Source organism: Micromonospora cynarisoli, assembly GCF_030518815.1.
GTDB classification, from domain to species: Bacteria; Actinomycetota; Actinomycetes; order Mycobacteriales; family Micromonosporaceae; genus Micromonospora; species Micromonospora wenchangensis.
On the sequence record NZ_CP130426.1, the window covers coordinates 3,775,438 to 3,800,724 of the forward strand.

A 25,287-nucleotide genomic window follows, 5' to 3' on the forward strand; every position below is an offset into this window, starting at 1 on the left:
CTTTCACAAACGAAGTCCCCGGCACTCTAGGCAGCGGGTACGACAAGCCTCAGCGCAGGGCGGTCAGGCGTCGCGCCCAGTCCCCGCCCACCGGCTCCAACTCGACCAACCGGGTGTCGTCGTCGCGCCGGTCGATGCGTACCCGCAGGTGGGCGTCGACGAGCTGCTCGACCAGCCCCTCGCCCCACTCGACCACGGTCACCGAGTCGTCCACCGAGGCGTCCAGGTCCAGGTCGTCGATCTCGGCACGCGGGTCGACGGCGTCACCCAACCGGTAGGCGTCGGCGTGCACCAGGGCCACCGTGCCGCCGTGCACCGGGTCGGGCCGGTGCACCCGGGCGATCACGAAGGTCGGCGAGGTGATGTCGCCGCGTACCCCCAGGCCGGCACCGAGTCCCTGGGTGAGGGCGGTCTTGCCGGCCCCCAGCGGGCCGGTGAGCAGCAGCAGGTCACCGGCGCGCAGCACCCCGGCGAGCCGACGGCCGAAGGCGTGCGTGTCCTCGACCGTGGGTAACGTGACGCGCACGGTCACAACGCCTCCAGGAAGCGTTCCAACGCGGCGTTGACCTCGTCGGCGTGTTCCAGCATCACCACGTGCCCACTGTCCTGGATCTTGAGGTACTCGGCGTGCGGCAGCCGGCGGACGATCTCGTCCGAGTGGACCACCGGCGTGATCATGTCCTTGTCGCCCACCACCACCAGCACCGGTGTGCCGCTCAGCGCGGCCAACGCCGGAAACCGGGAGTGGGTGGCCAGGGTGCGCAGGTAGCGGGTCACCGTGTCGGCAGACGTACGGGAGTTCATCCGCTCCACGTACGACACCAGGGCCGGGCTCGGTTTCGGCGTGCCGAAGCCGTAGCGGCGGGTCAGCAGCCAGGCCACGTTGGACGTGGACCTGCGGGCCCGGTCGATCACGAGCCCGCCGTACCGGGTGGCGTTGCTCATCATGAACAGCACAGGCGAGCCGACCCGGCCGAGCAGGGCCGGCGCGACCAGCTTCGTCTCCGCCAGCAACCCGCCCGACGTGGCCATCAGCACCGTGCCGACCACCCGGTCACCGAACAACTCCGGGTACGCCTCGGCGAACGCCATGATGGTCATCCCGCCCATCGAGTGCCCGACCAGCACCAACGGCCCCTCCGGTGCGGTGCGGTCGATCACCCCGCGCAGGGTGTGCCCGAGCGCGGCGAGGTCGTACTCGCCGGTCTCCAGCCGTCCCGACCGGCCGTGCCCCGGCTGGTCGTACGCGACGATCCGGTAGTCGCCCCGCTCGGCGAGCAGCTTGCGCTGGAAGTGGAACGTCCCCATGTCCAGGCAGAAGCCGTGCACCAGCACCACCGTCGGACGCCCCGGCACCGGCCGGGTCGGCTCGACCACCTCGACGTGGATGTCGGTGCCGTCCGGCAGCTCCAGCCGGTACGCCTCGTCGTGGCGCTGCTCGCCGAAATCCTCCCCGGCGTACGGGTCGGCGGGGTCGGCCTTGAGCCGGCGGACCAGGGCCCGTTCGGTGGCCACCCCGGCGGCCAGCCCGGCGGCGGCAACCCCCACCGCGGCCCCGACCACACCGGCGACCCGCCCCACGGCACTCCGCGGCCGGGGCACCCGGAACCGGCTGACCGCGCTCACGGGCGCGCCCCGTCGTAGACCCGGGGCACCCGGACCCCGCCGAACCGGGTGACGATCTCGTAGTTGATCGTGCCGACCGCCTCGGCCCAGTCGTCGGCGGTGGGCATCCCGTCGTCGCCGCTGCCGAACAGGGTCGCCACGTCCCCGGCGGCCACCTCGTCCGCGCCGCAGTCGAGCACGAACTGGTCCATGCAGACCCGGCCGGAGATGGTCCGCCGCTTCCCGCCGAGCTGCACCGGGCCGACGTTCGAGGCGTGCCGGGGCACCCCGTCGGCGTAGCCCAGCGGCACCACGGCCAGGTTCGCCTCCTCGGTCGTGGTGTAGGTGTGCCCGTACGACACGCCGGTGCCGGCGGGGACCCGCTTGGCGAGCATCACCCGGGCCCGCGCGGTCATCGCCCGGCGCAGCCCGAACTGCTGCCCGGCGATCGGCGACAGCCCGTAGACGGCGATCCCGGGCCGGACCAGGTCGAAGTGGGTGTCGGGCCGGGTCAGGGTGGCCGCCGAGTTGGCCAGGTGCCGGTAGCGCGGGCGCAGCCCGGCCCGCTCGACCATGGCCAGCCCCTCGTGGAAGACGGCCAACTGCCGGTCGGTGGTGGGGTGGCCGGGCGAGTCCGCGTACACGAAGTGGCTCCACACGCCGACCACCTCGACCAGGCCGTCGGCCTGGGCCTTCGCGGCAGCCTCCAGCAGGGCCGGCCAGTCGGCGACGGTGGCGCCACCCCGGGACAGCCCGGTGTCGATCTTGAGGTGCAGCCGGGCCGGCCGGTCGGCGGCCCGCCCCGCCGCGACCATCTCGTCGAGCTGGGACAGGCTCGCGGCGGCCAGGTCCACCCCGGCCGCCACCCCCTCGTGCAGGGGCAGCCCCGGGTCGAGCAGCCACGCCAGCACCGGCACGGTGATCCCGGCCCGGCGCAGCGTCAACGCCTCGTCGAGGGTGCACACCCCCAGCCAGTCCGCCCCCGCGTCGAGGGCGGCCCGCGCCGACGGGACCATGCCGTGGCCGTACCCGTCGCCCTTCACCACGGCCATCAACTCGGCGCTGGTGCCCGACCGGAGCCGGGCCACGTTCTGACGGATCGCATCCAGATCGACGCGCACCTCGGCCTGCCACATACGCCCAGCCTACTGGCGTCGGTGATCACCGGGTCGGTGGACGCCGACCCGGACCGCCGGTCAGAGCAGCGGGGCCGCCACCGTACGCAGTGCGACCACCACGTCCGGCGCGGTCACCGGGCCGCTCCGGGCCGCCTCCCGCCCGGCCAGCCCGTGCAGGTACGCCGCGACGACCGCCGCCCGTTCCGGGGCCAGCCCGGCGGCGAGCAGCGAACCGAGCAACCCGGCCAGCACGTCCCCGGTGCCCCCGGTGGCCAGCGCGGGGCTGCCGGTCGGGTTGACGTACGCCCGGCCGTCCGGCGTGCCGACCACCGTACGGTCCCCCTTGAGCAGCACCGTCGCGTTCATCCAGGCGGCCAGCCGCAGCGCGGCGGCGACCCGGTCGGCCCCCGGTTCCTCGCCGCACAGCCGGGTGAACTCCCGGTCGTGCGGGGTGACCACGATCGGGGCGTCCCGGTCCCGCAGCCGACCGGCGAGCGAGCCGTCCACCAGCAGGGTCAGCGCGTCCGCGTCGAGCACCACAGGCACCGGCGCGGCCAGCACCGCGCGCAGTTCCGCGCCAGCCTGCTCGTCGGTGCCCAGGCCGGAGCCGCAGACCCAGGCCTGCACCCGGCCCGCCCCGGCGACCCGGTCGGTGGCGATCACCGACGGGTGCTGCCGGACCACCTCGTCGCGGGCGCCACCGGCGTACCGGACCAGCCCGGTGGGGCCGGCCAGCGCGCCACCCACCGAGAGCACCGCCGCCCCCGGGTAGGTCCGCGACCCGGTGGCCACCCCGACCACGCCCCGGCGGTACTTCTCCGAGGACGCGCCGGTGCGGGGCCACCAGTCGCACACATCCGACCACTCGGTGACCCGCAGCAGGGGAGTGCCGCGCAGCCACGACCCGAGCCCGATGTCGACCAGTTCGACCTGCCCGGCCAGCGGGGCCGCCGGGCCGACCACCAGGGCCGGCTTGAGCGCGCCGAACGCCACCGTCACGTCGGCCCGCACGGCGCGGGGCCGGCCCGACCCGTCCGTCGGCACGTCCCCGGTGTCCACCGCCACCCCGCTGGGCACGTCCACCGCGACGACGGTGGCCCGGCCGCCGTCGCGGCCCCGCAGCCCGGACAGGCCGGCGACGAGTTCGTCGGCGGCGTCCCGCAACCCGCCGGTGCCGCCGATCCCGACGATCCCGTCGAGCACCAGGTCGACCGTGGCGGGCGGGGCGTCGACCAGCCGTCCCCCGGCGGCCCGCAGCGCCGCCAGACCGTCGGCGTGCGCCCGCCCGGGGGCGGTAGGCAGCACGGCGACCTGGGCGCCCCGGCGGGCCAGCCGCTCACCGGCGTACAGCGCGTCGCCGCCGTTGTCGCCGGTGCCGACCAGCAGCAGCACCCGTGCGCCGTACACCCCGCCCCGCTCGGCGAGCAGCAGGGCGCAGCGCCGGGCCAGCCCGGCCGCCGCCCGCTGCATGAGCGTCCCGGGGGGCACGGTGGCCATCAGGCCGACCTCCGCCGCGCGTACGTCCGACACCCGCCACACCGATCTCATGCCACCCCCGCCTTCGCCGCCGACCGGCCGTCCCAGCCGTCCCGGTCGGGCGCGTCCACCGTGGTCGGGATCACCCTACCGGCGGCGGGGACGGCAGATTAGCCACCGGCGGCGCAGCCGGCAAGACCTGTGGACAACCCGAGGGTACGACCGCCGCCCGTCGTCCACAGGGCCCGCCGGAGTGCCGGCCGGCCACCTAGCGTCGGCGGCACGGTCACGGCGGCGAGCCGGGCGAGGGGCGGGAGAGAGACGATGACTGACGAGCCGGTGCGGGTCGACCTGCCGGTGCTGCGGGCGGCGGCCGGCGGGCTGGCCGACGAGGCGTACGCGCTGGCCCGGGGGCTGGCAGGTCACCCCGGGTTGGTGTTGTCCGCGCCGGGTTGGCGGGCCGGGTCCGCGCTCGCCGGGCTGGAGTCGGCGGTGCACGCCTGGCACGGGGTGCTCGGCGTACGGGTCGCCGAGACCGGTACCGCGCTGCGGGCCGCCGCCGAGGCGTACGCGGCGGCCGACGACCGGGCCGCCGGGCGGCTGGCCGGTCGACCCCGATGATCGGGTACGCCCAGCTCTGGGCCGCCTCCCCCGGCGACTGGGCGGCGGCGGGGGTGACCTGGCGCGGGCTGGACGCGTCTGTCGCGCGACGGCGGTCCGGGCTGGCCGAGCGGGCGGCGATGCTGCGGACGGGCTGGTCGGGCGGGGCGGCCAGCAGGGCCGGTGGCCGGCTCGACGGGCTACGCGCGGAGTTGGGCACCATCCTGCCGGCGCTGGTCGAGATCGATCAGGTGCTCGCCGAGTTCGCCGGTCGGCTGCGGGTGGCCAAGGCCCGGCTCGCCGAGGCGGTGGCGCTGGCCGACCGTACCGGCGTGGCGGTCGACAGGCACGGTGGACTGCGGGCGGTCCCCCCGACCTGGCGCGGCCCCGAGTCGGGTGTGCTACCGGCCGGGACGGGTGCGCGCCCCGCCCCGGCGGGCGGTGCCGGGAACGGCGGCGGGGTGGGGTCGCCGGCGGCGGTGGCCCAGGTGGCGGCGGCGCTGCGGGAGGCGCTGACGCTGGCCGACGTGGCCGACCGGGAGGCCGCCGGCCGGCTGGCCGAGTTGACCGGGGCGGCCCGCACCGGCTGGGTGGAGCGGCCACCACCGGGCCGGCCGGCCGGCGATGCCACCCCGGCTGCGGTCCGCGCCTGGTGGGACGGCCTCACCCCGGCCCAGCGGCGCTGGCTGGTGCTGCACGAACCGGCCCGGATCGGACCGCGTGACGGGGTGCCAGCGGCAGCCCGGGACCAGGCGAACCGGCTGCTGCTGGCCGGGCACCGGGAGGCCCTCCTGGCCGAACGCCGGGCGTTGTCGGCCAGCGGGTCGGGCGGGCGCTCCGGACTGCGCCGGATCGACCGGGCGCTGGCCGCCCTGGACGGGCTCGCCGGGCGGCTCGCCGGGACGACGGGACCCCGCCCGTACCTGCTCGGGCTCGATCCGCGCGGCGACGGCCGGGCGATCGTCGCGCTGGGCAACCCGGACCGGGCCCACCGGGTGCTGACCTACGTGCCGGGGATGACGAGCGACCTCGCCGACGTCCCAGGCGAGTTGGGCCGGGCCGCCCGGGTGCAGGACCGGTGCACCGCTCTCGCCCCCGGTGAGGAGACGGCGGCGGTGCTCTGGCTGGACTACGACGCCCCCGACTTCCTGGCCGAGGCGTCCTCACCGGCCCAGGCCCGGGACGCCGGGCCCGGCCTGCACCGCTTCCAGGAGGGGCTGCGCGCCACCCACGAGGGGCCGGCGGCCCGGCAGACCGTGCTGGGGCACAGCTACGGCTCGCTGGTGGTGGGCAGCGCCGCCCGCGACCACGGGTTGGCCGCCGACGCGTTGGCCTTCGTCGGGTCACCGGGGGTGGGGGTGGACCGGGCCGGGGCGCTCGGCCTGCCACCGGGGCAGGTCTGGTCGAGCACCGCCGGCGACGACGTGATCCGGTTGGTCGAGCCGCCCCGCGACCTGGCCGGGCGGGCGGTGCTGGCCACCTCGCCGCTGGCCAGCGCCGCCTCGCTGCTCCGCCCGGACGACCACCGGCTGTGGTTCGGGCACGACCCGAGCGATCCGGGCTTCGGCGGCCGGACCTTCCCCAGCGGCCGGGGCGGCCACACCGGCTACTGGGAGCCCGACAACCCAGCCCTGGACGGGATGGCCCGGATCGTGCTCGGCCGGTGAACGACGTCCTACTCGACGGTGACCGACTTCGCCAGGTTGCGCGGCTGGTCCACGTCGTGCCCCCGGGCGGCGGCGATCTCGGCCGCGAACACCTGCAACGGCACGGTGGTGACCAGCGGCGCGAGCAGGGTCGGCGTACGCGGCACGTAGATCAGGTGGTCGGCGTAGCGGACCACCGCCTCGTCGCCCTCCTCGGCGACCACGATGGTCCGGGCGCCCCGGGCCCGGACCTCCTGGATGTTGGAGACGACCTTGTCGTGCAGCATCCCCCGGCCGACCGGCGACGGCACCACGCAGATCACCGGGGTGCCCTTGTCGATGAGGGCGATCGGGCCGTGCTTCAGCTCACCGGCGGCGAACCCCTCGGCGTGCATGTACGCCAGTTCCTTGAGCTTGAGGGCACCCTCCAGGGCCACCGGGTAGCCGACGTGCCGACCGATGAACAGCACCGTCGGCTCCGACTTCAGCTCCCGGGCCAGCTCCCGCACCGGCTCGATGCGGCCCAGCAGTTCCCGCAGCTTGCCCGGCATCTCCTGGAGCTGGGCCACCACCGCGCCGACCTCGTCGGCGAACTTGATCCCGCGTACCTGGGCCAGGTGCAGGCCGATCAGGTAGCAGGCGACCAGTTGGGTGAGGAACGCCTTGGTCGAGGCGACGGCGATCTCCGGGCCGCCGTGGGTGTAGAGCACCGCGTCGGACTCGCGCGGAATGGTGGAGCCGTTGGTGTTGCAGATGGCCAGCACCCGGGCCTTCTGCTCCTTGGCGTGCCGCAACGCCATCAGGGTGTCCATCGTCTCGCCGGACTGCGAGATCACCACGATCAGGGTGGACCGGTCGAGCACCGGGTCGCGGTAGCGGAACTCGCTGGCCAGTTCCACCTCGCAGGGGATGCGGGTCCAGTGCTCGATGGCGTACTTGGCGACCATGCCGGAGTGGTACGCCGTGCCGCAGGCCACGATGAAGATCTTGTCAACGTCGCGCAGATCCTGGTCGCTGAGGCGGACCTCGTCGAGGGCGATCTCCCCGGTCTCGGTGAGCCGGCCGAGCAGGGTGTCCGCGATGGCCTGCGGCTGCTCCTCGATCTCCTTGAGCATGAACCAGTCGTAACCACCCTTCTCGGCGGCCGAGGAGTCCCAGTCGATGTGGAAGTCCTTGCCGGTGGCCGGCTGGCCGTCGAAGTCGGTGATCTCGATGCTGTCGGCGGTGATCAGGACGATCTGGTCCTGCCCCAGCTCGACCGCCTCGCGGGTGTGCTCGATGAACGCCGCGACGTCACTGGCCAGGTAGTTCTCCCCGTCGCCCCGACCCACCACCAGCGGCGAGTTGCGCCGGGCGCCGACCACCGCGCCCGGGATGGCGGCGTCAACGGCGAGCAGGGTGAACGCGCCCTCCAACCGGCGGCACACCACCCGCATCGCGGCGGCGAGCAGCTGCGGGCCGTCGGTGCCACCGGCCGCCCGCAGCTCGGCGAGCGCGTGGGAGAGCAGGTGGGCGGCGCACTCGGTGTCGGTGTCGCTGGTGAACTGGACGCCGTCGTCCTCCAGCTCGGCGCGGAGCTTGGCGAAGTTCTCGATGATGCCGTTGTGGATCACGGCGACCCGGCCGTCGGGGGCCAGGTGCGGGTGGGCGTTACGGTCGGTCGGGCCGCCGTGGGTGGCCCACCGGGTGTGGCCGATGCCGGTGGTCCCGTCGCCGATGCCGACCGGGCTGGCGGCGCAGTCGTCGGGGTTGGTGGCGGCCCGCTCGGAGAGGACCTTCTCCAGGTTGGCCAGCTTGCCGGCCTTCTTCTCGGTGAGCAGCTCGTCGTCGCAGACGATCGCGACCCCGGCCGAGTCGTACCCCCGGTATTCCAGCCGCCGCAATCCGTCGAGCACGATGCCGAGCGCCGGGCGCGCGCCGGCGTAACCCACGATTCCACACATGGTTCGCAGCCTAACCCAGTTTCGCTCACCTCGTGTGCGCAGAAGCCGGGCAAACGATCACCGAATTTGAGCGATCGGGCGGTGACGGGTGGCAACCGGACGACCGTCCCACCCGTGCGGCCGTACGGGGTTGCGGCCGGCCCGTCGGTACGACAGTCTCTCGGCGACCCTGGAACGTCCCTGGGACGGCCCGCACACCCCTTTCCTCCCCTTCCGTCCCCGGAGCAGTCATGTCCGACACGCCACCCCCCGGCGATCCCGCGCCCTCACCCGGCGACCCCGCTCCGGCAACCGGCGGTTCCACCCCTGCGGTCGGCGATCCCGCTCCTGCCGTCGGCGACCCGACGCCTCCGGCCTCCGGCAGCCCGGCCCCCTGGCCCACCGGCACCCCGGGTCCGTCCGCGTGGGCACCCCCGGACCCGCTCGCGGTCCCGCAGCCCTGGGCGGCCCCCGGCCCCTGGGCCCACGGGTCGGCACCCGACCCGACCACCGACCCCGCCGGCACCACCTACCCCGGCTGGCCCGGTAGCGACCGGCCCGGTCCGGCCCCCGGTGCCGCCTGGCCCGGCGGACCGCCCGGAATCCCCGACGGGCCGCCCGCCGCCGGCTGGCCCGGTGGGCCGCCCGGTCACGGCTGGCCGCCGCCGGGTTATCCACCGCCGTTCGCCCACCCCGGGTACCCGCCGCCGGGCGGACGGACCTCCACCGGCGCCGGTGCGGTGGTGGGCATCGTGGTCGCCGTGGTCGTGGTGCTCGTCCTCGTCGGCTGCGCCTGCTTCTGCGGTGGGGGCATCCTGCTGGGCGGGACCGGGCCGGACGCGGCGACCGAGGACCCCTACGGCCGGGGCTACTACGACGACGAACCCGAGCCGAGCTGGAGCCCGCCGCAGCCCTTCCAACCGTCCGCACCCGCCACCCGACCGGCCGACGGCCCCGGCCGGTACCCGGTGACGTACGAGGTGACCGGCACCGGCCCGGTGGACCTCCAGTTCTACGACGGCGACGGCTACTTCATCCAGCAGGAGAGGGTACGGCTGCCCTGGCGGATGGAGCTACGTACCGACGATCCGAACCGGGTGCTGGTCAGCGCCGCCCGCTCCGACGGCAACCCGGGCGGGTTCCGGTGCGCCACCACCGTCGGCAACCGGCCCCGGGTCACCGACGTGGCAGGTCCGGACGACTGGCGGGTGCAGTGCCACGCCAACCCGATCCGCTGACCATGCCGGGCCAGCGCCGGCAGGCCGGATCGGTGGAAGACGCCGGCTCGATGCAGCCAGCCGGATCAGGGGCGGCCAGCCGGATCAGGGGCGGTAAGGCGGTGCCGAGCCCTGGTGGCAGGAGCGGTCGCGGGCCGTAGGCTGACGGGCGTGACGACGCCTACCGATGTCGACCCGCTGGTGGCCCGGATGCGTCCGTTCGGGACGACCGTCTTCGCGGAGATGTCCGCGCTCGCCGTCCGGACCGGTGCGGTCAACCTGGGCCAGGGCTTCCCGGACACCGACGGGCCACCGGAGATGCTGGCCGCCGCCGCCGAGGCACTGCGCTCCGGGCACAACCAGTACCCGCCCGGCCCGGGGGTGCCCGTGCTGCGCCGGGCCGTCGCCGAGCACCAGCTCCGCTTCCACGGCCTGACGTACGACCCGGACGGCGAGGTGATCGTCACCGCCGGGGCGACCGAGGCGATCGCCGCCAGCATCCTCGCGCTCTGCGAGCCGGGTGACGAGGTGATCTGCTTCGAGCCGTACTACGACTCGTACGCGGCGTCGGTCGCCCTGGCCGGGGCGGTACGGCGGCCGGTGACGCTGCGCCCGGGCGACGACGGCCGGTACGCCTTCGATCCGGACGAGCTGCGGGCCGCGTTCGGGCCGCGTACCCGGCTGGTGCTGCTGAACTCGCCGCACAACCCGACCGGGAAGGTCTTCACCGCACCGGAGCTGACCCTGGTCGCCGACCTCTGCCGGGAACACGACGTGTACGCGGTCACCGACGAGGTGTACGAGCACCTCGTCTTCACCGACGCCGCCGGCACGCACCTGCCGCTGGCCACCCTGCCGGGCATGTGGGAACGCACCCTGCGCATCTCGTCGGCCGGCAAGACCTTCTCCTGCACCGGCTGGAAGGTGGGCTGGGTCAGCGGGCCCGCCCCGCTGGTCTCAGCGGTGCTGCGGGTCAAGCAGTTCCTCACCTACGTCAACGCCGCGCCGCTGCAACCGGCGGTCGCCGTGGCGCTGGCCCTGCCCGACGACTACTACACCGGCTTCCGCGACAGCCTCCAACGGCAGCGGGACCTGCTGATCGGTGGCCTGACCGACGCCGGTTTCACGGTGCTCACCCCGGAGGGGACGTACTTCGTCACCGCCGACATCACCGGCCTCGGCGGGCGGGACGGGTTGGAGTTCTGCCGTTCCCTGCCGGAACGCTGCGGCGTGGTGGCGGTGCCCACCCAGGTCTTCTACGACGACGCCGAGGCCGGCCGCCGGCTGGTCCGGTTCGCCTTCTGCAAGCGCCCCGAGGTGCTGACCGAGGCGGTCGACCGGCTACGCGCCCTGGCCACCGCGCGCTGACCGGCGGGGCCGGCGGACGGCGGACCGGGGTCGGTCAGCCGGCGGGGCTGGCGGTGCGGACCTGCTCGGCGATCCGTTCGGCCACCGACCGGGCGGTCTCCTCGGTGCCGGCCTCGACCATCACCCGGACCAGCGGTTCGGTGCCCGACGGGCGCAGCAGCACCCGACCGGTCTCCCCCAGCTCGGCCTCGGCCCGTTCGACCTCGGCCGCGACGGCGGGCGCGGTGGCACCGACGGTACGGTCGCCGACCGGCACGTTGATCAGCACCTGCGGCAGCTTGGTCACCACCGAGGCCAGCTCGGCCAGGGAGCGGCCGGTGGCGGCCATCCGGGCCATCAGGTGCAGGCCGGTGAGCACCCCGTCGCCGGTGGTGGCGTGCGCGGGCATGACGAGGTGACCGCTCTGCTCGCCGCCGAGGGCGAGGCCGGAGGCGCGCAGCTCCTCCAGCACGTACCGGTCGCCGACCTTGGTCTCGACCAGCCGGATGCCCTGCGCGGACATGGCCAGCCGCAGGCCGAGGTTGCTCATCACGGTGGCGACCAGGGTGTCCCGGGTCAGCTCGCCGGCGTCGCGCAGGGCCAGCGCGAGGATCGCCATCAGCTCGTCGCCGTCGACCTCCTCGCCGTGGGCGTCGACCGCGACGCAGCGGTCGGCGTCGCCGTCGTGGGCGAGGCCCAGGTGTGCGCCGTGCTCGACCACGGCGGCCCGCAGGCCGTCGAGGTGGTTGGAGCCGCACTCGTCGTTGATGTTGAGACCGTCCGGCTCGGCGTGGATCGCGATGACCTCGGCGCCCGCCTCCCGGTACGCGACCGGGGCGACCTCGGCGGCGGCGCCGTTGGCGCAGTCGACCACCACCTTGATCCCGTCGAGGCGGTGCGGCACGGTGCCCACGAGGTGCTGCACGTAGTGGTCGGCGCCGTCGAGCAGGTCGTGCACCCGGCCGACGCCGGCACCGACCGGCCGGTCCCAGGCGGTGGTGGCGTTGGCCTCGACGGCCGCCTCGATCCGCAGCTCGATCTCGTCGGGCAGCTTGTGCCCGCCCGCGGCGAAGAGTTTGATCCCGTTGTCCGGCATCGGGTTGTGCGAGGCGGAGAGCATCACGCCCAGGTCGGCCTTGGCCTCGGCGGTCAGGAACGCCACGGCGGGGGTGGGCAGCACGCCGACCCGGACGACGCTGGCCCCGGCGCTGGTGAGGCCGGCGACCACTGCGGCCTCCAGCATCTCGCCGCTGGCCCGGGTGTCCCGGCCGACGACGGCCAGTGGCGGGTGGCTGCGGTCCGACTCGGCAAGAGTGTGCGCGGCGGCAACTGCCACCGCGAGCGCCAGTTCCGGGGTGAGGTCGACGTTCGCCCGCCCGCGTACGCCGTCCGTGCCGAACAACCGACCCATACCCGCCAACCTCCGGTGCGACTGCGATGAGTGGAGAAAGCGGAACGGCCGGGCCACCTCCCCGGTGGGGGGAGGCGGACCCGGCCGTCCGTCAGAAGTACAACGCGCTGTCGGTGATCAGCGCTTCGAGTACTGAGGCGCCTTACGGGCCTTCTTGAGACCGTACTTCTTGCTCTCCTTGACCCGGGCGTCCCGGGTGAGGAAGCCGGCCTTCTTCAGGGCCGGGCGGTCGTCCGGCTCGCTGACGATCAGCGCGCGGGCGATGGCCAGCCGCAGCGCACCGGCCTGGCCGGTGGTGCCGCCGCCCCGCAGGTTGGCGATGACGTCGAACGCCTCGGCCTTCTCGGCGGTCACCAGCGGGTCCTTGATGAGCTGCTGGTGCACCTTGCTCGGGAAGTAGGCCTCAAGCTCCCGGCCGTTGCAGGTGATCTTGCCGCTGCCGGGGACGATGCGGACCCGGACGATGGCCTCCTTGCGGCGGCCGACGGTCTGGATCGGTCGGTCACCACGCGGCGCGCGGGCGACGGGCGCGGGGGCCTCGGTGGCCTCGGGGGCAACCTCGGTCTCGGTGATGTCGGTCATGCTGTTTCCTTCGCCCTCGCTCACTGCGCGATCTGCTTGATCTCGAACGGCACCGGCTGCTGCGCCAGGTGCGGGTGCTCGGCACCGGCGTAGACCTTCAGCTTCTTGATCAGCTGACGGCCCAGCTTGTTGTGCGGGAGCATGCCCTTCACGGCCAGCTCGATCGCCCGCTCGGGCCGCTTGGTCAGCAGCTCCTCGTAGCCGACCTGCTTGAGGCCGCCCGGGTAACCGGAGTGCCGATAGGCGACCTTGGTCTGCCGCTTGTTGCCGGTCAGCGCCACCTTGCCCGCGTTCACGATGACGACGAAGTCGCCCGTGTCGACGTGCGGCGCGAAAGTCGGCTTGTGCTTGCCGCGCAGCAGCGTGGCGGCGTGGGTGGCCAGGCGGCCCAGCACGACATCAGAGGCGTCGATAACGTGCCACTGACGCTCGATCTCACCCGGCTTCGGGCTGTACGTACGCACAGGTCTACCTTGTCTCGTCGTCGGTCTGGGGTCGCGCGCCGAGGTGACCAGAGGCTTCCCGGCCGGACCAGCGCGCACGAACGACCAAGCGTACCTGAGCGGCACGCCTCTGGATGTCGTACAACAGCAGGCAACGATACCCGCCGCCCCGTCGGCTGGTCAAAACGGGGGGTCGACCGGCGTGGCCTGCGATTTCGTCGCATGACCAGGGTCACACCCCGGTGAGCCTACCCGGGCCGGGCCGCAGGTACACCGTCCAGGTCACCACGAAGCAGAGCGCGTACCACCCGATGAAGGCCAGATAGGCGGCGTCGGCGTTGCCGGAGGCGAGGAAGGACTGCCGGAAGGCCACGTTCACCAGCACCCCGCCCGAGGCGCCGACCGCCCCGGCGATGCCGATCAGGGCCCCGGAGAGCCGCCGGGCCCGGCGCTGCGCGGCGGCGGGGTCGCCGGTCAGCTCCGCCTCGGCCGTGGCGCGGGCCCGGAAGATCGCCGGGATCATCTTGTACGTGGACCCGTTGCCGATGCCGGAGAAGACGAACAGCGACAGGAACCCGGCCAGGTAGAGCGGGAACGAGCGTTCCCGGGCGGCGTAGAGCACCAGGCTCGCGCCGACGGCCATGGCGACGAAGTTCCAGAAGGTCACCCGGGCCCCGCCGAGCCGGTCGGCGAGCTGCCCGCCGACCGGGCGGATCAGCGAACCGATCAACGGTCCGAGGAAGGTCAGCCAGGCCGCGTCGACCGGGGTGGGGAAACGCTCGGCGAACTGGAGCTGGAGCACCTGACCGAAGGCGAAACCGAAGCCGATGAACGAGCCGAAGGTGCCCACGTACAGCAGGGACATCACCCAGGTGTGCCGGTCGCGGGCGGCCTCGCGCAGCGCGCCGGGCTCGTTGTGGGCGTCGGGAATGTTGTCCAGCCAGCGGGCGGCGGCGAGCGCGGCCAGCACGATCAGCGGCAGGTAGACCGCCGGCACCAGCCGGGGGTACGCGGCCCCGGCGGTGGCCAGCACCGCCAGCCCGACCAGTTGCACCGCCGGTACGCCGAGGTTGCCGCCGCCGGCGTTGAGCCCGAGCGCGCGACCCTTGAGCCGGTCGGGGAAGAACAGGTTGATGTTCGCCATCGACGAGGCGAAGTTGCCCCCGCCGACCCCGGTCAGGCAGGCCAGCACCATCAGCGTGGTGTAGGACACCCCCGGCTCCAGCAGCACCGTCATCGGCACCGCCGGCACGAGCAGCAGCAGCGCGCTGACGATGGTCCAGTTCCGCCCGCCGAAGCGGGCCACGGCCAGGGTGTACGGCAGCCGCAGCACCGCCCCCAGCGCGGCCGGTACGGCGGTGAGCAGGAACTTGCCCGCCGGGTCGATGCCGTACGCCGGGCCGAGGAAGAGCACGGTGACCGACCAGAGGCTCCACACCGAGAAGCCGACGTGCTCGGCGAAGATCGACACCCAGAGGTTACGGCGGGCGACGGACGCTCCGGTCGTCCGCCAGAAGGTGGGGTCCTCGGGACGCCAGTCGTCGAGCCGGTGCCGGCGTCCGCCGCCCCGGGCGGGCGACGGGTCGACGGCGGGCGACGGGCCGGTCTCCGGCGGTGCGTCGGTGGCGGCCGGCGGGTCGACGGCGGAGTTGCTGCTGCTGGCGAGCGAGCTCACGACGATTCCTCCTCATCGATATGAGGAGATGTTAGGCAGAGCCGGTTTCCCGGTGGTGGCCCCGTTGGGTCGTTCCGGAAACGGGAATCGCACGTCGCGCGGCGACCTGCCGTGAGGCGGTCAGAGTTCCTGGAGGATGCGCAGCGCGCGGGTCACCCGCTGCATGGTCTCGGTGTCGGCGACGTCCACGCACTCGGTGAACCACTTCTTCATCGGCGCGGACAGCCGGTCGGGCATGACCACGTTGCCGCCCATCGGCACGGCGAGCGGGGAGTCGCGCAGCAGCGCGGTCTCGACCACCTCGGCGACGATCACGATCGGTACGTCGGTGGAGTTGTAGACGTCGGAGCTGATCACCAGGCCGAGCCGCTCCCGCGCGCCCTCGATGCGCCAGACCTCTCCCCTACGCAGCACGTGGGCGACCACCGAACAGCACGTCGGCGACCATCCCCACCTCGCGGGCGTCGGCGAGGGCGGCGGATTCCAGGTCGAGCCCGGCCCGACCGACCGCCTCGGCGTGCGCGGTGAACACCTCCCGCAGGGCCTTCTCCCGGGCGGCCTGGTCCATCCAGGCGGAGAGGGACAGCCCCTCCCGCTTGGCGAACCGGCGGGCCTCCTCGATCGTCTCGTCCGAGAACGAGAGGGTCACCTTGGCAGTCATGCCGCAGATCCTACCCCCGGTATGACCGCCGGTCATCCCCGCCCACCCCGGCGGACCGCCCACGGGGCAGGCCGCCGGCCGGGTCAGGCCGGGCGGCGTCCGCCGAAGACGGCGAACCGCCACGCCTTGTAGAAGCAGTCCACGTCGACCAGGCCGGCGTCGGCCAGCCACCGGCACTGGTCCGCCACCGACGCCGGGCGGTCGTGCCGCATCCGCTCCCGGGCGGCGGCGATCTCGTCGGCGTCCGACCCGCGTGCGGCGGTCTGCGCCAGCCAGACGTCGTCGTACCGGCGGTCCAGCGTCGCGGTGGGGCCGGCGACCTGCTCGGCGTTGACCAGGACCCCGCCGGGGACGAGCGCGTCGGCGGCCCGCCGGTAGAGGGCCCGCTTGCCGTCGTCGTCGAGGTGGTGCACGGCCAGCGCGGAGACCACCGCGTCGTACCGGCCGGCGGGCAGCGGATCGGCCAGGTCGGCCACGACCGTGCGGTGCGCCACCCCCCGGGCGGTCAGCCCGTCGGCGGCCACCGCGAGCATCCGCGCGGCCCCGTCGACCAGGGTCACCCGCACCCCGGGCAGCGCCGCGGTGAGCAGCAGCGAGAGCAGCCCGGTGCCGGCGCCCAGGTCGAGCACCTCGGGGGTCCGGCCGGCGGCGAGCGCGGCCCGCAGCGGCGGGGCGGCCACCTCGACGGCGGTGCCGTAGAAGTCGTCGAAGCAGGGCACGAGCCGGCGGCGGGCCTGATCGTAGGAGCCCGCCACCGCATCGAAGGCCGCCGTCACGTCCACGATCCACCTCTCTCACATATTAAGATTCTTGTCCCACATCATAGACCCTACCGTCCGGTCCGGTACCCCCGTGCGGTGTGAACCGCTCTTGACAGGACCGAAACAGAAGGGACCCCAGCCGGAAACCGCCCGGCGGCACGCTTTGCGGACATGACAGACGGTGCACGCGCCGCGACACGAACGGGGCCCCCGCCCCGGGAGGCGGAGACGCACTGCCCGTACTGCGCGCTCCAGTGCGGCATGGTCCTGCGGGACGCCGACGACGGCCGGATCGAGGTCCAGCCCCGACAGTTCCCCACCAACCGGGGCGGGCTGTGCCAGAAGGGCTGGACCGCCGCCGACCTGCTCGACCACCCCGACCGGTTGACCACCCCGCTGGTCCGCGACCCGTCCGGCACGCTGCGTCCGGCGAGCTGGGAGGCCGCGCTGGCGCGGATCGTCGACGGGCTGCGCACCGTCCAACGCACGCACGGCCGGGACGCGGTCGCCGTCTTCGGCGGCGGCGGGCTCACCAACGAGAAGGCGTACGCCCTCGGCAAGTTCGCCCGGGTGGCGCTGCGGACCCGGCACATCGACTACAACGGCAGGTGGTGCATGTCCTCCGCCGCGGCCGCCGGGCTGCGCGCCTTCGGCGTCGACCGGGGGCTGCCGTTCCCGCTGACCGACCTGGGCCGGACCGACACCCTGCTGCTGGTCGGGGCGAACCCGGCCGAGACCATGCCGCCGCTGATGCGCCACCTGACCGACCAGCGGGCCCGGGGCGGCCGGCTGATCGTCGTCGACCCCCGGCTCACCGCCACCGCCCGCCAGGCCGACCTGCACCTGCAACCGCTGCCCGGCACCGACCTCGCGGTCGCCAACGCGCTGCTGCACGTCGCGCTCACCGAGGGACTGATCGACCGGGAGTACGTCGCCGCCCGCACCGAGGGCTTCGACGCGGTACGCCGTACCGTCGCCGAGTACTGGCCGGCCGAGGTGGAACGGCTCTCCGGGGTGCCGGTGGCCGACCTGGAGGCGACCGCCCGCGCGCTCGGCACCGCAGGTTCGGCGATCATCCTGACCGCCCGGGGCGCCGAGCAGCACGCCAAGGGCGTCGACACGGTCAGCGCCTACGTCAACCTCGCCCTCGCCCTCGGCCTGCCCGGCCGCCCGCACTCCGGGTACGGCTGCCTCACCGGCCAGGGCAACGGCCAGGGTGGACGCGAGCACGGCCAGAAGGCCGACCAGCTCCCCGGCTACCGCAAGATCGACGATCCGGCCGCCCGCGCCCACGTCGCCGGCGTCTGGGGCGTCGACCCGGCCGACCTGCCCGGTCCCGGGGTGCCCGCCTACCAGCTGCTCGACGCGCTCGGCACCCCCGACGGCCCCCGCGCGCTGCTGGTCTTCGGCTCCAACCCGGTGGTCTCCGCCCCCCGGGCCGCCCGGGTCGAGTCCCGGCTGCGCGGGCTGGACCTGCTGGTGGTGGCCGACTTCCTGCGCTCCGAGACGGCCGAGCTGGCCGACGTGGTGCTCCCGGTGGCCCAGTGGGCCGAGGAGGACGGCACGATGACCAATCTGGAGGGTCGGGTGCTGCGCCGCCGCGCGCTGCGCCGGCCGCCTCCCGGCGTCCGCACCGACCTGACCGTCCTCGCCGACCTCGCGGCCCGCCTCGACGCCCCCGACGAACCAGGGCCGACCGGCCCGGTGCAACCGGCGGCGGACCGCTTCCCCACCGATCCGAGGGTCGTCTTCGCCGAGCTGCGCCGGGCCTCCGCCGGTGGCGTCGCCGACTACGCCGGGGTCAGCTGGGAACGGATCGAATCCGCCGACGGGGTCTTCTGGCCGTGCCCCGACCCGGACGGACCGGACTCCCCCCGGCTCTTCGCCGACTCCTTCCCCACCCCGACCGGCCGGGCCCGTTTCCACGCCGTCCGGCACCGGCCGGCGGCCGAGCCGGTCTGCGCCGACTACCCGCTGCACTTCACCACCGGACGGGTGCTCGCCCAGTACCAGTCCGGCACGCAGACCCGGCGGGTCGACGCGCTGCGCCGGGCCGCCCCGCACGGCTTCGTCGAGCTGCACCCCGACCTGGCCGCCCGGCTCGGGATCGGCGACGGCGACGAGGTACGGGTCGCCTCCCGCCGGGGTGAGCTGCGGGCACCGGCCCGGCTCAGCCCGACCATCCGGCCGGACACCGTCTTCGCCCCGTTCCACTGGCCCGGGGCGGCCCGCGCCAACTCGGTCACCAACGACGCCCTCGACCCGGTCTCCGGGATGCCCGAGTTCAAGATCTGCGCGGTCCGGGTGGAGCGCGCATGACAGGCCACATCGTGATCGTCGGGTACGGCATGGCAGGCGCCCGGCTCGCCACCGACCTGCACGCGCGCAACGGGGACCGCAAGGTCACCGTGCTCGGGTCGGAACCGCACCGGGCGTACAACCGGATCATGCTGTCCACGCTGCTCGCCGGCAAGGTCGACGAACCCGACGTGGAGCTGGCTGAGGTCGCCGGGCAGGGCACCGACGTGCGGACCGGCACAACGGTCACCGCGATCGACCGGGCGGCCCGCACGGTGCGCACCCCCGACGGCGACCTCGACTACGACCACCTGGTCCTCGCCACCGGCAGCCGGGCGGTGGTGCCCCCGCTGGCCGGCCTCGACCCGGCCGCCCTGCCACCCCGGGTGGCCGTCTTCCGCACCCTGGCCGACTGCCGCCGCATCCTCGCCACCGCCCGGTCGGCGCGCACCGCGCTGGTGCTCGGCGGTGGGCTGCTCGGCCTGGAGGCGGCCCGTGGCCTCGCCGCCCGGGGGCTCTCGACGACAGTGGTCCACCCCCACCCGTACCTGATGGAACGGCAGCTCGACCCGGCCGCCGGCGCGGTGCTCGCCGGCACGCTGGCCGGGCTCGGCGTCGCCACCCGGCTGGGCGTCCCGGCGACCGGGCTGGCCGCCGACCCCGACGGGGTCCGGCTCGACCTGGCCGACGGCACCGCCCTGGACGCCGACCTGCTGGTGCTCTCCTGCGGGGTCCGCCCCGACACCGAGCTGGCCGCCGCCGCCGGGCTGACCGTCGACCGGGGGGTGCTGGTCGACGACCGGCTGCGCACCGACGACGAGGCGATCTCGGCGATCGGCGACTGCGCCCGCCCGCCCGGCGAGGGCCCGGCCGGGCTGGTCGCACCCGCCTGGGCGCAGGCCCGGGTGGTGGCCCGGCTGCTCACCGGAGAGGACCCCGCCGCCCGCTACCGGCCCCGGCCGGTGGTGACCCGACTCAAGGCCGCCGGGATCGACCTGGCCGCGATGGGCGACCCGGCAGGTGGCCCCGGCGAGGAGCTGACCTTCAGCGACCCGACCCGGGGGACGTACGCCCGGCTGCGCATCCACCACGACCGGCTCACCGGGGCGATCCTGCTCGGCGACAACCCGTCGGTCGGCACGGTGGTGCAGCTCTTCGACCGGGGCGCCCCGGTCCCCACCGACCGGCGGGCACTGCTGCTCGGCCGGTCGCTCGGCGCTCCCGCCGCCCCGGTCGCCTCCCCGGCGCTGATGCCGGACGCGGCGACCGTCTGCCAGTGCAACGACGTCGACAAGGGCACCCTGGTCCGCTGCTGGCAGGCCGGCGCCCGGACGGTCGACGAGGTGATCGCCGCGACCCGGGCCGGAACCGGCTGCGGTGGCTGCCGGCAGGCTGTCGGCGGCATCGTCGACTGGCTGTCCGAGGCGGACTCGGCGCGGACGCCCCGATGACCGTGATGACACCACGAGGAGGTGACCCGATGACCGGTGGACGTTTGGTCGTCGTCGGCAACGGCATGGTCGGGCAGCGGTTCGTCGAGGCGCTGCGTGCCCGCGACCACGACCGGCGCTGGCAGGTGACGGTGCTCGCCGAGGAGTCCCGCCCGGCGTACGACCGGGTGCGGCTGTCCGCGTTCTTCGACGGGGTCAGCGCCGAGGAACTGAACCTGCACACCCCCGACGACGGGGTGGAGTTGCGTCTCGGCGAGCCGGTCACCGGCCTCGACCGGGACCGGCGGGTGGTGACCACCGCGGCCGGGGAGCACCCGTACGACGCGCTGGTGCTGGCCACCGGGTCGTACCCGTTCGTCCCGCCGGTGACCGGCACCGACCTGCCCGGTGTCTTCGTCTACCGCACCCTCGACGACCTGGCGGCGATCCGGGTGCACGCCCGGGGCCGGTCGACCGGTGCGGTGATCGGCGGTGGCCTGCTCGGGCTGGAGGCCGCCAACGCGCTGCGGCTGCTGGGGCTGCGGACCCACGTGGTCGAGTTCGCACCCCGGTTGATGCCGGTGCAGGTCGACGAGGCGGGCGGGGCGATGCTGCGCCGCTACGTCGAGGAGCTGGGCGTCACCACCCACCTCGGGGTGGGCACCACCGCGCTGCGGCCCGGCCCGGACGGCACGGTCGCCGCGCTGGACCTCTCCGACGGCGGCACCGTCGACGCCGACCTGGTCGTGGTGGCCGCCGGCATCCGGCCCCGCGACGAGCTGGCCCGCGCCGCCGGTCTGCCGCTGGGCCCCCGCGGCGGGGTGCTGGTCGACGTGACCTGCCGCAGCGACGACGAGCGGATCTGGGCGGTCGGCGAGTGCGCCGCCGTGGACGGCACCTGTCACGGCCTGATCGCCCCCGGGTACGCGATGGCCGAGGTGGTGGCCGACCGGCTGCTCGGCGGCGCGGCCACCTTCCCCGGCGCGGACAGCGCCACCAAGCTCAAGCTGCTCGGCGTCGACGTGGCCTCGTTCGGTGATGCCCACGGCACCACCCCGGGCTGCCTGGACGTCACGTTCACCGACCCGGCCACCCGCTCGTACGCGAAGCTGGTCCTCTCCGACGACGCGCGGACGCTGCTCGGCGGGGTGCTGGTCGGGGACGCGACCGCCTACCCGACACTGCGGGCCAGCGTCGGCGGGCCGCTGCCCGCTCCCCCGCTGGCGCTGCTCGCCCCGGCCGGTGGGGCGGGGGCCGGCGCGGCGGCGCTGCCCGGGGCCGCGCAGGTCTGCTCCTGCAACGCGGTGACCCGCGACGACATCGACGCGGCGATCGCCGGTGGGGCCACCGACGTGCCGGCGTTGAAGGCGTGCACCCGGGCCGGGACGAGCTGCGGTTCCTGCGTACCGATGCTCAAGTCGCTGCTCGACGCGGCCGGGGTGCAGCAGTCGACCGCCCTCTGCGAACACTTCGACGCCAGCCGGCAGGAGTTGTTCGACATCGTCCGGGTGCGCGGCATCCGGACGTTCTCGCAGCTCGTCGCCGAGCACGGCCGGGGCCGGGGGTGCGACGTCTGCAAGCCGGTGGTGGCCTCGATCCTCGCCTCGCTGGGCACCGGGCACGTGCTCGACGGCGAGCAGGCGTCGTTGCAGGACACCAACGACCACTTCCTGGCCAACCTGCAACGCGACGGCAGCTACTCGGTGGTGCCGCGGATCCCGGGCGGCGAGATCACCCCGGACAAGTTGATCGTGATCGGTGAGGTGGCCCGCGACTTCCAGCTCTACACCAAGATCACCGGTGGGCAGCGGATCGACCTGTTCGGCGCGCGGGTCGAGCAGCTGCCGCAGATCTGGCGGCGGCTGGTCGACGCCGGCTTCGAGTCCGGCCACGCGTACGGCAAGGCGCTGCGCACGGTGAAGTCCTGCGTCGGCGAGACCTGGTGCCGGTACGGGGTGCAGGACTCGGTCGGCCTGGCCGTCGCGCTGGAACTGCGCTACCGGGGGCTGCGGGCCCCGCACAAGCTCAAGTCCGCCGTCTCCGGCTGCGCCCGGGAGTGCGCCGAGGCGCGCAGCAAGGACTTCGGCATCATCGCCACCGACACCGGCTGGAACCTCTACCTCGGCGGCAACGGCGGCTTCCGGCCCCGGCACGCCGACCTGTTCGCCACCGACCTGACCACCGAGGAACTGATCACGCTGATCGACAGGTTCCTGATGTTCTACGTCCGCACCGCCGACCGGCTGCAACGCACCGCCGCCTGGATCGAGGCGATGGACGGCGGCCTGGAACACCTGCGCTCGGTGATCGTCGACGACTCGCTCGGGCTCTGCGCCGAACTCGACGCGGCGATGGCCAGGCACGTCACGTCCTACTCCGACGAGTGGCGGGACGTGCTCGACGACCCTGACCGGCTGCGTCGGTTCACCTCGTTCGTCAACGCCCCCGACGTGCCGGACCCGTCGATCACCTTCGCCGTGGAACGCGGCCAGCCGGTGCCGACGCGGGACAGCCGTCCCGCCGGGACCGCGCCACCTGACGGCGGCACGTCACCCGAGGAGGCACCCGTCCGACGCCGGCAACCGGTCGCCCTGGGCCTGCCGGAGGTGCGGCGATGAGCGGCACCGTCACCGTCGACTGGACCCCGGTCTGCCCGCTGGACCGGCTGGAGGCCGAACGGGGCGTCGCCGCCCTCGTCGACGGCGTCCAGGTGGCGATCTTCCGGCTCGACGACGAACTGTTCGCGGTGGACAACCTCGACCCGCTCAGCGGCGCATACGTGATGTCGCGGGGCATCGTCGGCAGCCGGGGCGGGGCGCCCACCGTCGCCTCCCCCCTGCACAAGCAGGTGTACGACCTGCGAACCGGGCTCTGCCTGGACCTGCCCGGGGTGACCCTGCCCCGGTACGACGTCCGCTGCCGGGACGGCCTGGTCGAGGTGCGGCTGCGACAGGAGGAGTGATGCGGGACGAACTGGCCGGCTTCACCATCGGGGTGACCGCCGACCGGCGACGCGACGAACTGGCCGCGTTGCTGGAACGGCGCGGTGCCCGGGTGGTACTCGCCCCGGCCCTGCGGATCGTGCCGCTGGCCGACGACACCGACCTGCGGGACGCCACCCGGGCCTGCCTGGACCGGCCGCCGGACGTGCTGATGGCCAACACCGGCATCGGCATGCGCGGCTGGCTGGAGGCGGCCGAGGGCTGGGGGTTGGCCGAGCCGTTGAAGAACGTGCTGTCCCGGGCCTACGTGGTGGCTCGGGGCCCCAAGGCGCGGGGCGCGATCCGCGCCGCCGGCCTGCACGACCAGTGGTCACCGTCCTCGGAGAGCTGCGAGGAGGTGGTGGAGCACCTGTGCCGGCGCGGGGTGGCCGGGCAGGTGATCGCCATGCAACTGCACGGCGACCGGCAGCCGGAGTGCACCGAGGCGCTGGAGGCCGCCGGTGCCACCGTGATCGAGGTGCCCGTCTACCGGTGGGCCCCACCGACCGACCCGGCCCCGCTGCACAGGCTGATCGACCTGGTCGCCGGCCGGCTGGTCGACGCCGTCACCTTCACCTCCGCCCCGGCGGCGGAGGCGCTGCTCCGGGCCGCCGGGGACCGGACCGAGACGGTGCTTGCCGCGCTGCGCGGGGACGTGCTGGTCAGCTGTGTCGGCGCGGTGACCGCCGAACCCCTGGTCCGGCGGGGGGTGCCGGTCAGTGCGCCCAGCCGCGCCCGGCTCGGCGCACTGGTCCGGACCATCGTGGACGAACTGCCCCGCCGTACCGTCACCGTGAAGGCGGCCGGGCACCTGCTGACCCTGCGCGGGCATGCCGCAGTCATCGACGGGGAACTGCGCCCGCTGGCCCCCGCCCCGATGGCGGTGCTGCGGGCACTGGCCACCCGGCCCGGTCGGGTGCTGTCCCGGACCGAACTGCTGCGTACGCTGCCCCGGGGGGCCGACGAGCACGCCGTGGAGATGGCGGTGGCCCGGCTGCGGGTGGGACTGCGCGCGCCCCGGGTGGTGCAGACCGTGGTCAAGCGCGGCTACCGGCTCCGGGTGGAGTGACCCGGTGGCCCGCCCCACCGTCACGCGGCGGGGCGGGCCGGGTCGTCAGGGGTGGCTCAGCCCACCGGGGTGGGGAAACCCCGGCCGTGCTCGGCCTGGAGCCGGATCATGGCGTGCTCCACCACCGTCACCAGCACCCGCTTGACCGACTCGCGGTCCCGGGCGTCGCACATCACCAGCGGCACGTCCGCCGAGATGGCCAACGCCTCCCGGACCTCCTCCGGCTCGTACATGTCCGCGCCGTCGAACCGGTTCAGCGCCACCACGTACGGCAGGTTGCGGTTCTCGAAGTAGTCCAGCGGGGCGAAGGCGTCGGTGATCCGGCGGGTGTCCACCAGGACGGCGGCACCCACCGCACCCCTGATGATCTCGTCCCACATGAACCAGAACCGGGTCTGGCCGGGGGTGCCGAACAGGTACAGGATCAGGTCCTGCGCCATGGTGATCCGGCCGAAGTCCATGGCGACCGTGGTGGTCTCCTTGCCGGGCACCTTCGACGGGTCGTCGATGCCGACACCGGCGGCGGTCATCAGCGCCTCGGTGGTCAGCGGAGTGATCTCGGAGATCGCCCCGACCAGGGTCGTCTTGCCCACGCCGAAGCCACCCGCGACCACGATCTTCGCGGAGACGATTCCCCGGCTCTGGCGCGACCCGGCGGGGTCATAGCCTGCGAAGTCCACTTAGCACCCTTCCAAGGATTTCCATTCGCTCCTCGAACCCCTCGGCGGGAGCGGCAGTGTGTAGCGTGAGCAGACCGTCGGCGACCAGGTCGGCGATCAGCACCCGGGCGACGCCCAACGGCATCCGGGTGTATGCGGCGATCTCCGCCAGCGACTGCGCCCGTCCCTCGCAGACGGTGGCGATTCGGTACTTGTCGTGTCCGGCGAAGCGGGACTCGGCCACCTGGGTCGCGTTGGAGCTGAGCACCGCCTCCAGCGCGATGTCCCGGCTCGGTTCGGTGCGGCCCCGGGTGACCGCGTACGGACGTACCAACGCTCCACGTGGGTCCCGCCGGGGGTCCATCCCTCGATCACCTCCTCCCGCC

General features: G+C 74.4%; 23 protein-coding genes. 9 read left to right on the plus strand and 14 right to left on the minus strand.

The genetic code is table 11. The features are described from left to right. Positions 1 to 49: 49 nt before the first annotated feature. Genes tsaE through Q2K16_RS16005 form a run of 4 tightly spaced genes read right to left on the minus strand, consistent with a single transcriptional unit; the run spans position 50 to position 4,271 of the window. On the minus strand, positions 50 to 532 hold the full coding sequence (gene tsaE, locus Q2K16_RS15990; RefSeq protein WP_302738311.1) for a tRNA (adenosine(37)-N6)-threonylcarbamoyltransferase complex ATPase subunit type 1 TsaE: 483 nt from the start codon (positions 530 to 532) through the stop codon (positions 50 to 52). Further along, entirely contained in the window at positions 529 to 1,626 is a 1,098-nt protein-coding gene (locus Q2K16_RS15995; protein WP_302738313.1) for an alpha/beta fold hydrolase, read from the minus strand. The genes tsaE and Q2K16_RS15995 overlap by 4 nt, the downstream gene beginning before the upstream one ends. After that, entirely contained in the window at positions 1,623 to 2,741 is a 1,119-nt protein-coding gene (gene alr / locus Q2K16_RS16000; RefSeq protein WP_302738314.1) for an alanine racemase, read from the minus strand. Before alr ends, Q2K16_RS15995 begins: the two co-directional genes overlap by 4 nt. Positions 2,742 to 2,801: 60 nt before the next feature. Beyond that, positions 2,802 to 4,271 (minus strand): NAD(P)H-hydrate dehydratase, encoded by a 1,470-nt coding sequence (locus Q2K16_RS16005; protein ID WP_302738316.1) that lies wholly within the window; start codon positions 4,269 to 4,271, stop codon positions 2,802 to 2,804. A gap of 252 nt (positions 4,272 to 4,523) precedes the next feature. On the opposite strand from Q2K16_RS16005, the gene Q2K16_RS16010 reads away from it, so the two are divergent. Both Q2K16_RS16010 and Q2K16_RS16015 read left to right on the plus strand, forming a co-directional pair. Continuing rightward, on the plus strand, positions 4,524 to 4,820 hold the full coding sequence (locus Q2K16_RS16010; protein ID WP_302738317.1) for a hypothetical protein: 297 nt from the start codon (positions 4,524 to 4,526) through the stop codon (positions 4,818 to 4,820). After that, positions 4,817 to 6,466 (plus strand): alpha/beta hydrolase, encoded by a 1,650-nt coding sequence (locus tag Q2K16_RS16015; protein WP_302738318.1) that lies wholly within the window; start codon positions 4,817 to 4,819, stop codon positions 6,464 to 6,466. Before Q2K16_RS16010 ends, Q2K16_RS16015 begins: the two co-directional genes overlap by 4 nt. An 8-nt stretch (positions 6,467 to 6,474) precedes the next feature. Here Q2K16_RS16015 and glmS read toward each other — a convergent pair whose 3' ends face one another. Next, complete coding sequence (gene glmS / locus Q2K16_RS16020) at positions 6,475 to 8,388, minus strand: glutamine--fructose-6-phosphate transaminase (isomerizing) (RefSeq protein ID WP_302738320.1); 1,914 nt, start codon at positions 8,386 to 8,388, stop codon at positions 6,475 to 6,477. A gap of 230 nt (positions 8,389 to 8,618) precedes the next feature. On the opposite strand from glmS, the gene Q2K16_RS16025 reads away from it, so the two are divergent. Both Q2K16_RS16025 and Q2K16_RS16030 read left to right on the plus strand, forming a co-directional pair. Then, a complete protein-coding gene (locus Q2K16_RS16025; RefSeq protein WP_302738322.1) occupies positions 8,619 to 9,605 on the plus strand; it encodes a hypothetical protein in 987 nt (328 codons plus the stop codon). Positions 9,606 to 9,755: 150 nt separating this feature from the next. After that, the gene (locus Q2K16_RS16030) at positions 9,756 to 10,952 is read left to right on the plus strand and encodes a pyridoxal phosphate-dependent aminotransferase (protein WP_302738323.1); all 1,197 of its coding nucleotides are present in this window, start codon (positions 9,756 to 9,758) and stop codon (positions 10,950 to 10,952) included. A 34-nt stretch (positions 10,953 to 10,986) separates the two neighbouring features. Here Q2K16_RS16030 and glmM read toward each other — a convergent pair whose 3' ends face one another. The 7 genes from glmM to Q2K16_RS16065 all read right to left on the minus strand — a co-directional run bounded on the left by glmM (position 10,987) and on the right by Q2K16_RS16065 (position 16,485). Beyond that, on the minus strand, positions 10,987 to 12,342 hold the full coding sequence (gene glmM, locus Q2K16_RS16035) for a phosphoglucosamine mutase (protein WP_302738325.1): 1,356 nt from the start codon (positions 12,340 to 12,342) through the stop codon (positions 10,987 to 10,989). 117 nt (positions 12,343 to 12,459) lie between these two features. Beyond that, entirely contained in the window at positions 12,460 to 12,924 is a 465-nt protein-coding gene (gene rpsI, locus Q2K16_RS16040; RefSeq protein ID WP_302738327.1) for a 30S ribosomal protein S9, read from the minus strand. A gap of 20 nt (positions 12,925 to 12,944) precedes the next feature. Then, the gene (gene rplM, locus Q2K16_RS16045; RefSeq protein ID WP_088647410.1) at positions 12,945 to 13,388 is read right to left on the minus strand and encodes a 50S ribosomal protein L13; all 444 of its coding nucleotides are present in this window, start codon (positions 13,386 to 13,388) and stop codon (positions 12,945 to 12,947) included. A gap of 211 nt (positions 13,389 to 13,599) precedes the next feature. Next, positions 13,600 to 15,042, minus strand: a complete 1,443-nt coding sequence (locus Q2K16_RS16050; RefSeq protein ID WP_302738331.1) for an MFS transporter — start codon at positions 15,040 to 15,042, stop codon at positions 13,600 to 13,602. Between the two features lie 120 nt (positions 15,043 to 15,162). Continuing rightward, on the minus strand, positions 15,163 to 15,468 hold the full coding sequence (locus tag Q2K16_RS16055) for a type II toxin-antitoxin system PemK/MazF family toxin (protein WP_302738333.1): 306 nt from the start codon (positions 15,466 to 15,468) through the stop codon (positions 15,163 to 15,165). Next, complete coding sequence (locus tag Q2K16_RS16060; protein WP_091241872.1) at positions 15,446 to 15,703, minus strand: DUF6364 family protein; 258 nt, start codon at positions 15,701 to 15,703, stop codon at positions 15,446 to 15,448. Before Q2K16_RS16060 ends, Q2K16_RS16055 begins: the two co-directional genes overlap by 23 nt. A gap of 83 nt (positions 15,704 to 15,786) precedes the next feature. Next, positions 15,787 to 16,485, minus strand: coding sequence for a class I SAM-dependent methyltransferase (locus Q2K16_RS16065; protein WP_302738338.1), 699 nt, complete (start codon positions 16,483 to 16,485; stop codon positions 15,787 to 15,789). Positions 16,486 to 16,635: 150 nt separating this feature from the next. On the opposite strand from Q2K16_RS16065, the gene Q2K16_RS16070 reads away from it, so the two are divergent. The 5 genes from Q2K16_RS16070 to Q2K16_RS16090 are packed head-to-tail and all read left to right on the plus strand — an operon-like array spanning position 16,636 to position 24,242. Next, a complete protein-coding gene (locus Q2K16_RS16070; RefSeq protein WP_302738339.1) occupies positions 16,636 to 18,783 on the plus strand; it encodes a molybdopterin oxidoreductase family protein in 2,148 nt (715 codons plus the stop codon). Then, a complete protein-coding gene (locus Q2K16_RS16075) occupies positions 18,780 to 20,213 on the plus strand; it encodes an FAD-dependent oxidoreductase (protein ID WP_302738340.1) in 1,434 nt (477 codons plus the stop codon). The genes Q2K16_RS16070 and Q2K16_RS16075 overlap by 4 nt, the downstream gene beginning before the upstream one ends. A 29-nt stretch (positions 20,214 to 20,242) precedes the next feature. Beyond that, positions 20,243 to 22,810, plus strand: coding sequence for a nitrite reductase large subunit NirB (gene nirB / locus Q2K16_RS16080; protein WP_302738342.1), 2,568 nt, complete (start codon positions 20,243 to 20,245; stop codon positions 22,808 to 22,810). After that, complete coding sequence (gene nirD / locus Q2K16_RS16085) at positions 22,807 to 23,154, plus strand: nitrite reductase small subunit NirD (protein ID WP_302738344.1); 348 nt, start codon at positions 22,807 to 22,809, stop codon at positions 23,152 to 23,154. Before nirB ends, nirD begins: the two co-directional genes overlap by 4 nt. Further along, positions 23,154 to 24,242: a uroporphyrinogen-III synthase gene (locus Q2K16_RS16090; RefSeq protein ID WP_302738346.1), complete on the plus strand. Its 1,089-nt coding sequence runs from the start codon at positions 23,154 to 23,156 to the stop codon at positions 24,240 to 24,242. Before nirD ends, Q2K16_RS16090 begins: the two co-directional genes overlap by 1 nt. A 56-nt stretch (positions 24,243 to 24,298) precedes the next feature. Here the strand turns inward: Q2K16_RS16090 and Q2K16_RS16095 are convergent, their stop codons facing one another. Both Q2K16_RS16095 and Q2K16_RS16100 read right to left on the minus strand, forming a co-directional pair. Then, positions 24,299 to 24,922, minus strand: coding sequence for a GTP-binding protein (locus tag Q2K16_RS16095; protein ID WP_302738348.1), 624 nt, complete (start codon positions 24,920 to 24,922; stop codon positions 24,299 to 24,301). Continuing rightward, the gene (locus Q2K16_RS16100; RefSeq protein WP_088647420.1) at positions 24,903 to 25,265 is read right to left on the minus strand and encodes a DUF742 domain-containing protein; all 363 of its coding nucleotides are present in this window, start codon (positions 25,263 to 25,265) and stop codon (positions 24,903 to 24,905) included. The genes Q2K16_RS16095 and Q2K16_RS16100 overlap by 20 nt, the downstream gene beginning before the upstream one ends. Between the last annotated feature and the right edge of the window lie 22 nt (positions 25,266 to 25,287).